Genomic DNA, 11,179 nt, shown 5'->3' on the forward strand with positions numbered 1-11,179 from the left:
CCCATGGCCCGGTCCTCCCGTTCCACCGCCCCCCAGGCCGAAGTGGCCGCCGATCCGTTCGAGGTGCCGCTCAACCGCTCGTTCACCTACCGGTTCCACCACCTGGGCAAGCTGTCCGACCCGGTCAGCCACCAGGCTTATCTGGACGAGGCAGGCCTGTCGCTCAGCGATGGCCGGTGCCTGACCACCATCGGCACCTTCGAGCCGCTGTCGGTCAAGGACCTGGCGCGCCTGTCCAACCTGAACAAGAGCCAGGCCAGCCGGGCTGCCCAGGCGCTGGTGGACCAGGGCCTGGTGTTCAAGCAGGGCAGCGAGGCCGATGGCCGTGGCGTGGTGCTGATGCTCTCGCCGCAGGGCCGCGAGCGCTGGCAGGCCGCCAACCAGCTCGTGGTGCGGCGCAACCGCGAGATCTTTGGCTGCCTGAAGCCCCGTGAGCTGGCCCAGCTGGGCCAGCTGCTCGACCGCCTGGTCGCGCACAACGAGCGCGGCTGACCGGCCGCCCCTTCCTTTTCTGATTCACGACCGACCATGCACCAGCCCACCACGCAAGCGCGCTCTTCCATCTACTACCCCTACCAGGTCCACGCTCCGTGGCTGGCCTCGCAGCATCCGGCCCAGGGCAACCACCCGGTGGCGATCGTCGGCTCGGGTCCCTCGGGCATGGTCACGGCGCTGGAGCTGGCACGCCACGGCGTGGCCAGCGTGGTGCTGGAGTCCGAGCTGCAGGTCTCGCAGGGCAGCCGCGCCATCGTGTTCACCCGCCGTTCGCTGGAGATCCTGCAGCAGGTCGGCGTGGCCCAGCGCATGGTGGACAACGGCCTGCCCTGGCGCTTTGGCAACTCGCACTACCGGGGCCAGCGCGTGTTCCGCATGGAAGCGCCACACGACGCGGACGACCGGTTTTTCCCCATGCTGAACATCCAGCAGCAGTACATGGAGGAATACCTGCATGACGCCTGCCAGGCCGAGCCGCTGGTCGATTTCCGCTGGGGCAACAAGGTCACGCAGGTGGCGCAGGACGCCAGCGGCGCCACGCTGGAGGTCGATACCCCCGAAGGCCCCTACACGCTGTGCGCCGACTGGGTGGTGGCCGCGGACGGCGGCCGGTCGGGCATCCGGACCGCGCTGGGGCTGCAGATGGAGGGCGCCTCGTACGAAGGCCGCTTCGTGATTGCCGACATCCGCATCGACCTGCCGCTGCCCACCGAGCGCCTGGCCTTTTTCGACCCCGACTGGAACCCCGGCAACACCGTGCTGATGCACCGCGAGCCGCACGGCATCTGGCGCGTGGACTACCAGCTGCCCGAGAACGAAACCCCCGAAGACGCGCTGCAACCCGCCGCGCTGGCCGCCCGCATCAACGCCTTGCTGGCGCAGATCGGCCACGGCGACAAGGCCTGGGAGATGGACTGGAGCTCGGTCTATTCGGCCCGCACGCTGACGCTGCCCGACTACCGCCATGGCCGCGTGCTGTTCACCGGCGACGCGGCCCACCTGCTGCCGATTTTTGGCGTGCGTGGTGCCAACACCGCGTTTCAGGATGCGCAGTCGCTGGGCTGGCACCTGGCCTTTGCCATCAAGGGCGTCGCCAGCGACGCCTTGGTGGACAACTACAGCCGCGAACGCGTGGGCGCCGCCCGGGAGATCATCGAAGAGTCGGGCAAGAGCACGCGCTTCATGACGCCGCCCACGCGGGGCTTTCGGCTGCTGCGCGATGCCGTGCTGTCGCTGTCGCTGTCGCAGGCGTTCGTGCGCCCCCTCTACCACTGGCGCACCTCGCGGCCGCACGAGTACACGCATTCGGCGCTCAACAGCCCCGGCGACGACAACGCCCTGTTCAGGGCCGGCCCGGCCCATGGCGCACCGCCGCAGAACATCCGCCTGTCGGCCAGCGACTTCCTGCTGGACCACCTCGGCGGCGGCTTTGACCTGCTGTATTTCACCGAGGCTGCCGCCGTGCCCGAGGCCCTGCTGGATGTCGTGAACAGCGCCCGCGCCCGGGGCGTGCCGCTGCGGCTGACCGCCGTGGGGGCCAGCGCCCCCGTGGCCGGCGCCGACCAGACCCTGGCCGATGCCGATGGCCATTTCCGTGCGCGCTACGGCGTGCCCGCCAGCGGGGCCGCCTACCTGCTGCGCCCCGACCAGCATGTGTGCGCCCGCTGGCTCACGCTCGATGCCACCCGCCTGCAGGCGGCCCTGAACCACGCACTGCCCCAGTAAGGAGACCGCACCGTGTCCCAGTCCCAGCCTTCCACATCGTTTCCAACGCCCGTACCGGGCCAGCCTGCCCTGGGCATCGCCGGGCTGGAGCAGGTCTATGACCAGCTCGCCACCGCCATCGACCAGGCCGGCCCCGACAAGGCCGAGCTGTTCCTGGTCAAGCTCGCACTGCTCAACGCCCAGGCGCTGGGCGACGCCGAGACGTTTGGCCGCCATCTGCAGGCGGCCTTGCAAGACCTGTAAATCCCGAAATTTTTGTTTCCCCCACGCCCCCCAAGGAGACCGCCATGCTGGTTCAGAAAATTCACCACGTCGCCTACCGCTGCAAGGATGCCAAGCAGACCGTGGACTGGTACGTCAAGCACCTCGACATGCAATTCGTGCTGGCCATCGCAGAAAACGAAGTGCCCTCGACCAAGGCCCCCGATCCGTACATGCATGTGTTCCTGGATGCCGGCAACGGCAACGTGCTGGCGTTTTTCGAGCTGCCCGGCCAGCCGCCCATGGACCGCGACCACAATACCCCCAGCTGGGTGCAGCACCTGGCGCTCCGGGTCGATTCGATGGACACGCTGCTCGCCACCAAGGCCCGCCTGGAAGCAGCCGGCATTGAAGTCGTCGGCCCCACCGACCACACCATCTTCAAGAGCATCTATTTCTTTGACCCCAACGGCCATCGCCTGGAGCTGGCCTGCGACATCGGCACGCCCGAGATGTACGCCAAGCTCGATGCCGTGAAGTGGGAGATGCTGCAGGAGTGGAGCGAAACCCGCCGCGCCCCCAAGCACGCCGCCTGGATGCACGACGGCAGCATGGCGCAATAAGAGCGGCTAACAAAGCCCTTCTGGCGTCGTTGCCGCGTCTTGCCGTACGACTCGTACTGCCTGCGACACAGCGCCTAGCCAGAACCGCTGCGCTGGGTTGTGTTACCCGCTCTCAACCCCGTCCCACCGAACCTGCTTGCCCCACCCATGACCTTTCTGAACGAAACCCACGACCCGCAGCTGCGCTGCTGGCTGCCCTCGGCCCATGCGCCCGGTACCGACTTCCCCATCCAGAACCTGCCGTTCGCGGTGTTTCGCCGCCAGGGGCGCTCCGAGCCCTGGCGTGGCGGCGTGGCCATTGGCGACCAGATCATCGACATGGCGGCGCTGGCCTCTGCGGGCGTGCTTTCGGGCGAGGCCCAGGTTGCGGCCCAGGCCGCAGCCAGCGACAAGCTCAACGCCCTGATGGCCTTGGGCCACAAAGCCTGGAGCGCGCTGCGCCTGGCACTGTCGCGCGCCTTGCGCGAAGGCGCGCCGCAGCAGGCCGCTCTGGCCGCCTGCCTGGTGCCCCAGGCCGGGGCCGAATTCGACGTGCCCGCCCGCATTGGCGACTACACCGACTTCTACACCTCGGTGCACCATGCCACCAACATCGGCAAACAGTTTCGCCCCGACAACCCGCTGCTGCCCAATTACCACTGGGTGCCCATCGGCTACCACGGGCGGGTGTCCAGCATTGGCGTGTCGGGCCAGGCCTTTCCCCGGCCCAAGGGCCAGACCCTGCCGCCGGGTGCGCAGACACCCTCGGTCGTGCCCAGCAAACGCCTGGATATCGAGCTGGAGCTGGGCATCTTCGTGGGCGAGGGCAACGCCCAGGGCGACGCCGTTCCCATCACCGAAGCCGAGCAGCATGTGTTTGGCATCTGCCTGCTCAACGACTGGTCGGCCCGCGACATCCAGGCCTGGGAATACCAGCCCCTGGGCCCGTTCCTGTCCAAGAACTTCGCCACCACCATCTCGCCCTGGATCGTGACGCTGGAGGCCCTGGCACCGTACCGCGTGGCCTTTGCCCGCCCCGAGGGCGACCCCGCGCCGCTGCCCTACCTCGACAGCCCCGCCAACCGCGCGGGGGGCGCGTTCGACATCCAGCTGCAGGTGGGCCTGCGCACGCCGCGCATGGCTGCGGCCGGGCAGGGCGATGCCAGCATCTGCCGCACCAGCTACCGCCACGCCCACTGGACCGTGGCGCAGATGCTCGCGCACCACACCGTCAATGGCTGCAACCTGCAGCCAGGCGACCTGCTGGGCAGCGGCACCCTGTCGGGCCCCACGCTCGACCAGGCGGGCGCGCTGATCGAACTGACCACCGGCGGCAAGAACCCGCTGCAGCTGCCCGGCGGAGAGCAGCGCGTGTACCTGGAAGACGGTGACGCGGTCGTGCTGCGCGGCTGGTGCGAAAAGCCCGGTGCAGCGCGCATCGGCTTTGGCGAATGCTGGGGCACGGTGCTGCCCGCGCGCTGATACGGTTTTGCCTTCAAACGTAAACGATAGTTGGTTCGCCTTGCCGTGCTAGAGCACTGTCTGCGGCTTCCCGCCCAGTTATCCGCTTGAATGCAAGACCGTATGAAGCGGCGCGAGGGCGCACGCCATGCCCGGGCCATGGGGAAGCCCGGGCAGCCGTGCGGCGCGTGCCAATGCCGCTATGCTCCCGCCCATGACAAATCCGATCAACGATTTCAGCAACGCGGCCGTGGCCGCCCTGGCACGTGCCGATGTGGCGCGCGCCCTTGACGAAGACGTGGGCAGCGGCGACCTGACCGCTGGCCTGATAGCCCCCGCCCGCCGCACCCGCGCGCGCATCCTGGCACGCGAAGCCGCCGTGATCTGCGGCGCGCCCTGGGCCGAGGCCGCCTTGCGCGCGCTCGACCCTTCCGTGCAGCTGACCTGGCGCGTGGCCGAGGGCCAGCGCTGCGCCCCCGACCAGGTGGTGCTCGAAATCGAGGGCAATGCCCGCGCACTGCTCAGCGCCGAGCGCACGGCGCTCAATTTTCTGCAACTGCTCAGTGCCGTGGCCACCAAGACTGCCACCTATGTGGAGGCGGTGGCTGGCACCAAGGCCCGAATCGTGGACACGCGCAAAACCCTGCCCGGCCTGCGCCTGGCGCAAAAATACGCCGTGCGCGTGGGCGGCGGCACCAACCATCGCATCGGCCTGCACGATGCCGTGCTGATCAAAGAGAACCACATTGCCGCCGCCGGCGGCGTCACCGCCGTGCTGCGCGCCGCCGAGCAGGTGGCGGCACAGGCGAAGTTCATCGAGATCGAGGTCGAAACGCTGGCGCAGCTGGCCGAGGCGCTGGACGCCGGCGCCACCATGGTGCTGCTGGACAACATGCCGCTGCCCCTGCTGCGCGAGGCCGTGCGCATCAACGCCGGGCGCGCCATTCTGGAGATTTCGGGCGGTGTCACGCTGGCGGGCCTGCGCGAACTGGCCGAAACCGGCGTGGACCGCATCTCGATTGGCACCCTCACCAAGGACGTGAAGGCCACCGATTTCTCGATGCGCCTGCAGGAGCTGGCATGAACACCACCATCACCCTCAAGGAAGTCGATTACGAGCAGCCTGCCGAAGGCGGCGTGTGCACTACCCGCCACGCCTGGGCGCGAGTCCCCGCCGAGCTGTCGCAGGCAGAGCGCGCGGCCACCAAGGACAGGATCCGCCGCCTGCTCAAGGAAAAGAACGCGGTGATGGTGTCGCACTACTACGTGCACCCCGACCTGCAGGACCTGGCCGAGGAAACCGGCGGCATCGTCAGCGACTCGCTGGAGATGGCGCGCTTTGGCCGCGACCACGCCGCGCAGACGCTGGTGGTGAGCGGCGTGCGCTTCATGGGCGAGACGGCCAAGATCCTCTCGCCCGAGAAAACCATCCTCATGCCCGACCTCGATGCCACCTGCTCGCTGGATCTGGGCTGCCCCATCGAGGAGTTCAGCGCCTTTTGTGATGCGCACCCCGATCGCACCGTGGTGGTCTATGCCAACACCAGTGCCGCCGTGAAGGCCCGCGCCGACTGGCTGGTGACCAGCAGCTGCGCACTCGACATCGTGCGCGCCCTCAAAGACCAGGGCCAGAAGATCCTGTGGGCACCCGACCGGCACCTGGGCGACTACATCCGCCGCGAAACCGGCGCCGACATGGTGATGTGGAACGGCGCCTGCATCGTGCACGACGAGTTCAAGGCCTTCGAGCTGGAATCGCTCAAAAAAGAGCACCCGAACGCCAAGGTGCTGGTGCACCCCGAAAGCCCCCCCGACGTGATCGCCCTGGCCGACGCCGTGGGTTCGACCTCGGGCATCCTGAAGGCGGCACGGGAGATGGATGCGCGCGAATTCATCGTCGCCACCGACAACGGCATGATGCACAAGCTGCGCACCCTGAACCCCGGCAAGCTGTTCTACGAGGCGCCCACCGCCGGCAACAGCGCCACCTGCAAAAGCTGCGCCCACTGCCCCTGGATGGCCATGAACGGTCTGGCCGGTGTGGCCCAGGTGCTGGAAACCGGCGCCAACGCCATCCAGGTGGACCCGGCCATCATCCCGCGCGCGCGCCTGCCGATTGACCGCATGCTGGCCTTCACGGCGGCGCTGAAAAGCGGCCAGCCTGCAACGGGGCTGGTGCCCCATCTCGGGGCGGCGTGAGGCGTTTGCTTTTATTTTGATAGTTTTCAGTGTTTTATTTATAGGCGCTGAAGGTATTTTTCATACATATTCTGCGCGCCATCCATGGCCACTTTGGTCGACCCACCCTCCTGGCTCCCCCTGTTGTCCGACGCGGCCTTGCGGCAGCTCAGCGGCGCGGCCGTGTTCGCGCGCGGTCAAGCTTATGCCGCCAGCGGCGCCATAGAAACCCTGGAAGAACCCGCGCCCGCACCCGCGCCGGGCGAGCAGGCCGCGCTGCAGGCCGTGGTGCATGGCACGCAGGCCTACCAGGTGCGCGCGTGGATCGATGAGGACGACGAACTGGACGGCGAATGCGACTGCCCGCATGCGCAGGACGGCAACTTCTGCAAGCACCTCGTTGCGCTGTGCCTGGCCTGGCGCAGCGAACAGGGCGGCGAAGCGACCGCGCCCGACGCCCAGGCCGCCAGCAAGGTGACCGCGGCCGCCCGGCGCGCCCGCACCCAGGCCAGCCACCGCGAGGTGCTGCGCAGATTCGTGCAAGCGCAGACGGCTCAGGCACTGGCCGAGCGCCTCTGGACCTGGGCCGAGAACGACCGCACCCTGATGGCTGATCTCAAGGCCTGGCAGGCCGAGCACAGCGCGGGCAGCGACACCAAGGCCCTGCGCGGCGCCATCGGCGACATGCTGCGCCTGCGCGGCGACTACCTGGATTGGCACGAGATGCCCACCTACATCGGCCGCGCGCGCCGGGTGCTGCCGCTGCTGCGGCCTTGGCTTCAGCGCGACCCGGCCGAGCTGCGCACGCTGTGCGAACACGCGCTGCGCAGCCTGTACAAGGTGGCGGAGCATGCCGACGACTCGGACGGCGAACTGGGCGGTTTGATGGAAGAACTTGTGGATCTGCTTGTCCAGGCCCTGCGCGCCGCGCCACCGCCCGCCGCGTGGGTGAACCGCTGGTTCCAGCTCATGGAGGAAGACCCCTGGGGCCTGTGGGACGAGCGGGCCATTCTGTCAGCCGCCGGATCCGCCGTGCAGGCCCGCTACACCGAGCGCGTGCGCGAGGACTGGGAGTGCTGGCAGGGCAGCCATTCGCCCTCCGGCCGTTTTGACCACCAGCGCAGCCAGCTGCGCCGCCGCTACCTTGCCAGTATCGAAGCTCAGGGCGACCCGCGTGCACTGCGCGATGCCATGGCCGCCAGTGCCGACGACGCGGGCGAATTCCACCAACTCGTGGCCCTGTGCGAGGCCCAGGGCTGGTACCGCGAAGCCCTGCAATGGGCGCAGGCGGCCGCCAAGCGCCATCCCCAGGACTGGCGCATTGAAGAAGACCTGCTGCGTTGCTACGAGCGCGACGGCTGGGACGACGAGGCGCTGGTCATCTGGCGCAGCCGCCTGGGTAGCAACCAGTCGCCGGACATTTATCTCTCCGTGCTGAAGGCCGCCGAGCGGGCCGGGCGCGACCGTGCCACCTACCGCGCCGAGCTCTTCGCCGGGGCCGAGCAGCACGAAATGCAAGCCCTGAAGGCCAAGCGCGCAAGCCCCTACGGGCGCCCACCCGGCCCGGCGGTGCGCGACGTCAGCGTGCGTGTGGACTGGCTGCTGGCCGAACGCGATCTTGATGAGGCGCTGGCCCTGGCGCAGCAAAGCGGAACCTCCTGCTTTGCGCCGACGCTTGAAGCCCTGGCCCGCAAGTTGCCCCCACGGCAGCATGCCGCCGCCGCGCAGTTGCTGCGCCGCGTGTTCGACCAGGCGATGGCGGGCGCTTCTTCGCCCTACGCCAGACCTCTGGAACTGGTGCGGGACATTCTGAAGCGCCTTGCGCCCGAGGCGCAGACCCTGTGGTTGGCCGAGCTGCGTGCACAGTACAAGCCCAAGCGCAATTTCATCGCAGGCCTGCCATGAGGGGTACGGCTCGGATCGACTTCGCCCAGCCGCTGGACTCCTCCGCCCCGCGCCTGTGCTACGCCTTCGATGCCCCGTTGCAAGTGCTGGAAGCCCATGCCCTGCATGAGGTGCGCGGCCTGCTCAATGCCGTGCATGCCGCTGCGCAGCGCGGCCAATGGTGCGTGGGCCATGTGCGCTACGAGGCTGCCGCCGCCTTCGACGCCGCCCTGCAAACCCACGCCGCCGACGGCCCGCTGGCCTGGTTTGCCGTGTACGACGCGCCCATGCCCTGGCCCGCCGAGGATGCGACCGAGGAGGCTGCCGCCGCGCACATCGCGTGGACCGGTGCCCCCGACCGCGCCGGTTTTGACGTCGCCATCGCCCGCATCCAGCAGGCCATTGCTGCGGGTGAGTTCTACCAGGTCAACTACACCGCGCCGCTCACCGGTGCCTTCCAGGGCAGCCCCGCCGCACTGTTTGCGGCGCTGCAGCGTGCCCAGCCCGGCGGCTACGCGGCGCATATCGACGCGGGCGGCGAGCAGGTACTCTCGGTCTCGCCCGAATTGTTTTTTGACTGGCAGGACGCGCCCGGTGGCGGCCACATCCTCACGCGCCCCATGAAGGGCACGGCAGCGCGCGGCGCCACGCCCGCAGAAGACGCCGCCCAGGCCGCCCACCTGCGCGCCTCGCCCAAGGAGCGCGCCGAGAACGTGATGATCGTGGACCTGCTGCGCAACGACCTCTCGCGCATCGCCCAGCCCCACAGCGTGCGCGTGCCCGCGCTGTTCCACACCGAGGCCCTGCCCACCGTGTGGCAGATGACGTCGGATGTGCAGGCGCGCACCCGGCCCGGCACCACCTTGGGGGATGTGTTTGCCGCGCTGTTCCCCTGCGGCTCGGTCACCGGTGCGCCCAAGGTGCGCGCCATGCAGATGATCCGGGCGCTGGAGGCCGCGCCGCGCGGCATCTACTGCGGCGCCATTGGCGTGGTGCGGCCTGCGGGCGCGGCTGGTGCGGATGGCTGCCACCGCGTGGCCGCCACCTTCAACGTGCCGATCCGCACCGTGGTATTGCGCACCGGGGCCGACGGCACCACCACGGCCACCTGCGGCATCGGCAGCGGCATCACCTCGGGCGCCACGGCCGATGCCGAATGGGCCGAATGGCGCCACAAACGCGCCTTTGCCCTGCGCGCCAGCGCGCCGTTCGACCTGCTCGAAACCCTGGCGCTGCAAGCAGGCCGGTTCCGCCATCTGGGCGATCACCTGGCCCGCCTGCAAAGTGCGGCCGAGCATTTCAACCGCCCGTTCGATGCCGCCGCCGTGCAGCACTGCCTAGATGCGCTGGCCGCCAGCCACCCCGCCGGCGCATGGCGCGTGCGCCTGCTGTTGGGCGAGCGTGGCCAGCCCCGCGCCGAGGCCTTTGCCCTGCAGCCCACGCCTGAGCCCGTGCGCCTGCAACTGGCCAGCCGACCGCTGGCCGAGGCGCAGGGAGAATTCGTGCGCTACAAAACCACGCGCCGTGCGCACTACGCGGCCTTTGCGCCCACCACGCCCGGTGTGTTCGACACCGTGCTGTACAACGAGGCGGGCGAGATCACCGAAAGCACCTTCGGCAGCATTGCCATGCTGATCGATGGCCGTTGGGTCACGCCACCGCTGGCCTGTGGCCTGCTGCCCGGCGTGGGCCGCGCCGTGGCACTGCGCGAGGGGCGGCTGACCGAGGCCGTGGTGCGCCTGGCCGATGTGCCGCGCGTGCAGGCCTGGGCCTTCATCAACAGCCTGCGCGGCTGGCTGGCGGCCGAGCTGGTGCCCTGATGTGGCGCGTGTTTTCTGGCTCTGGCGCTTATCTGTAAAGCGCTGATAGCGCTTGTCTTTGTAGTATTTGGGTCAATCAGATGCGTTCGTCGCCCGCAGCTACCGGCCCTGCCAGGCCGCCTGCTGCGCTACAAATCCATCGAACGAGGCCAGCAGGGGCGCAAACCGTTCGGCGTCGGCTTCCAGTTGCGCCAGCGCTGCGCAGGTGGCTTCCAGGGTGGAGAGCTGGTGCGGCTGGCGTGCAATGCGGATGCGGTAGCGCGAGGCGGGCAGTGCCTGCAGCGGCAGGCGCGGCAGCTGCTGCAGCAAGGGGTTCCGATGCAGCATCTTGCGGCTTTTGCGCCAGGTGCCGTCGAGCACCACCAGGCGCAGCCGCTGTGGCGTTGGCAGCCAGGCGGGGTCCAGCGGCGGTGGGGTGGCCAGGCCGAGGGCGGCGTCTTGGGGCGCCTCGGGGTAGAGCAGCAGGGTGCGGCGCGAGGGGGCTGACGCGTCCGGTGCACCCCAGGGCGCGGCCAGCAGCGGCTGCAGCACGCCGGGGTCCCACTGTTCGCCGATCTCCATGCGGCTGTGCGGCAGGCTCAGGTGCAGCAGCCGGGCCGTGCCTTTGGCCTCATGCACCTCGCCCGGGTGCTGCAGGATCAGCACCTCGGTGCGGTGCTCCACAGGCGTGACCCACCGGCAGATGCAGGCGCTGTGCGGGCGCAGGCAGGCGGGGCAGCGCGGGCGGCTGGCGGGATGCCAGGGCAATCGCATCTAAAAAATAGAGTCAAATCCAACGACACTGCAGCGCTTGAGTAATCTGCCAAGCGCTGT

General features: G+C 69.0%; 10 protein-coding genes. 9 read left to right on the forward strand and 1 reads right to left on the reverse strand.

All coding sequences use genetic code 11. From position 1 onward, the window contains the following. Positions 1–3 precede the first annotated feature (3 nt). The 9 genes from AC1RDS_RS11860 (at position 4) to pabB (ending at position 10,366) form a co-directional block, all read left to right on the forward strand. Entirely contained in the window at positions 4–492 is a 489-nt protein-coding gene (locus AC1RDS_RS11860; protein ID WP_092696850.1) for a MarR family winged helix-turn-helix transcriptional regulator, read from the forward strand. 36 nt (positions 493–528) lie between these two features. Next, a complete protein-coding gene (locus AC1RDS_RS11865) occupies positions 529–2,220 on the forward strand; it encodes an FAD-dependent monooxygenase (protein ID WP_092696849.1) in 1,692 nt (563 codons plus the stop codon). Positions 2,221–2,232: 12 nt separating this feature from the next. Continuing rightward, positions 2,233–2,463: a DUF2783 domain-containing protein gene (locus AC1RDS_RS11870; protein ID WP_244273598.1), complete on the forward strand. Its 231-nt coding sequence runs from the start codon at positions 2,233–2,235 to the stop codon at positions 2,461–2,463. A gap of 44 nt (positions 2,464–2,507) precedes the next feature. After that, a complete protein-coding gene (locus AC1RDS_RS11875; RefSeq protein WP_092696848.1) occupies positions 2,508–3,044 on the forward strand; it encodes a VOC family protein in 537 nt (178 codons plus the stop codon). 147 nt (positions 3,045–3,191) lie between these two features. After that, complete coding sequence (gene fahA, locus AC1RDS_RS11880; RefSeq protein ID WP_287876452.1) at positions 3,192–4,505, forward strand: fumarylacetoacetase; 1,314 nt, start codon at positions 3,192–3,194, stop codon at positions 4,503–4,505. A 193-nt stretch (positions 4,506–4,698) separates the two neighbouring features. Further along, positions 4,699–5,568 carry a carboxylating nicotinate-nucleotide diphosphorylase gene (gene nadC / locus AC1RDS_RS11885; protein WP_287876453.1) on the forward strand — a complete coding sequence of 290 codons (870 nt, stop codon included), beginning with the start codon at positions 4,699–4,701 and terminating at the stop codon, positions 5,566–5,568. Beyond that, entirely contained in the window at positions 5,565–6,683 is a 1,119-nt protein-coding gene (gene nadA, locus AC1RDS_RS11890) for a quinolinate synthase NadA (RefSeq protein ID WP_492227035.1), read from the forward strand. Before nadC ends, nadA begins: the two co-directional genes overlap by 4 nt. An 84-nt stretch (positions 6,684–6,767) precedes the next feature. After that, positions 6,768–8,567 carry an SWIM zinc finger family protein gene (locus tag AC1RDS_RS11895; protein WP_492227036.1) on the forward strand — a complete coding sequence of 600 codons (1,800 nt, stop codon included), beginning with the start codon at positions 6,768–6,770 and terminating at the stop codon, positions 8,565–8,567. Continuing rightward, the gene (gene pabB / locus AC1RDS_RS11900; protein WP_492227037.1) at positions 8,564–10,366 is read left to right on the forward strand and encodes an aminodeoxychorismate synthase component I; all 1,803 of its coding nucleotides are present in this window, start codon (positions 8,564–8,566) and stop codon (positions 10,364–10,366) included. The genes AC1RDS_RS11895 and pabB overlap by 4 nt, the downstream gene beginning before the upstream one ends. A gap of 99 nt (positions 10,367–10,465) precedes the next feature. Here the strand turns inward: pabB and AC1RDS_RS11905 are convergent, their stop codons facing one another. Then, positions 10,466–11,119 carry a tRNA-uridine aminocarboxypropyltransferase gene (locus AC1RDS_RS11905; RefSeq protein WP_492227038.1) on the reverse strand — a complete coding sequence of 218 codons (654 nt, stop codon included), beginning with the start codon at positions 11,117–11,119 and terminating at the stop codon, positions 10,466–10,468. Between the last annotated feature and the right edge of the window lie 60 nt (positions 11,120–11,179).

The organism is Acidovorax sp. GW823-FHT02H02 (assembly GCF_058797075.1).

What these genes read in the sequence shown, in the direction of transcription:
- AC1RDS_RS11860 (WP_092696850.1), top strand. Translation starts at nt 4, where the DNA reads ATGGCCCGGTCCTCCCGTTCCACCGCCCCCCAGGCCGAAGTGGCCGCC.
- AC1RDS_RS11865 (WP_092696849.1), top strand. Translation starts at nt 529, where the DNA reads ATGCACCAGCCCACCACGCAAGCGCGCTCTTCCATCTACTACCCCTAC.
- AC1RDS_RS11875 (WP_092696848.1), top strand. Translation starts at nt 2,508, where the DNA reads ATGCTGGTTCAGAAAATTCACCACGTCGCCTACCGCTGCAAGGATGCC.
- fahA (WP_287876452.1), top strand. Translation starts at nt 3,192, where the DNA reads ATGACCTTTCTGAACGAAACCCACGACCCGCAGCTGCGCTGCTGGCTG.
- nadC (WP_287876453.1), top strand. Translation starts at nt 4,699, where the DNA reads ATGACAAATCCGATCAACGATTTCAGCAACGCGGCCGTGGCCGCCCTG.
- nadA (WP_492227035.1), top strand. Translation starts at nt 5,565, where the DNA reads ATGAACACCACCATCACCCTCAAGGAAGTCGATTACGAGCAGCCTGCC.
- AC1RDS_RS11895 (WP_492227036.1), top strand. Translation starts at nt 6,768, where the DNA reads ATGGCCACTTTGGTCGACCCACCCTCCTGGCTCCCCCTGTTGTCCGAC.
- pabB (WP_492227037.1), top strand. Translation starts at nt 8,564, where the DNA reads ATGAGGGGTACGGCTCGGATCGACTTCGCCCAGCCGCTGGACTCCTCC.
- AC1RDS_RS11905 (WP_492227038.1), bottom strand. Translation starts at nt 11,119, where the DNA reads ATGCGATTGCCCTGGCATCCCGCCAGCCGCCCGCGCTGCCCCGCCTGC.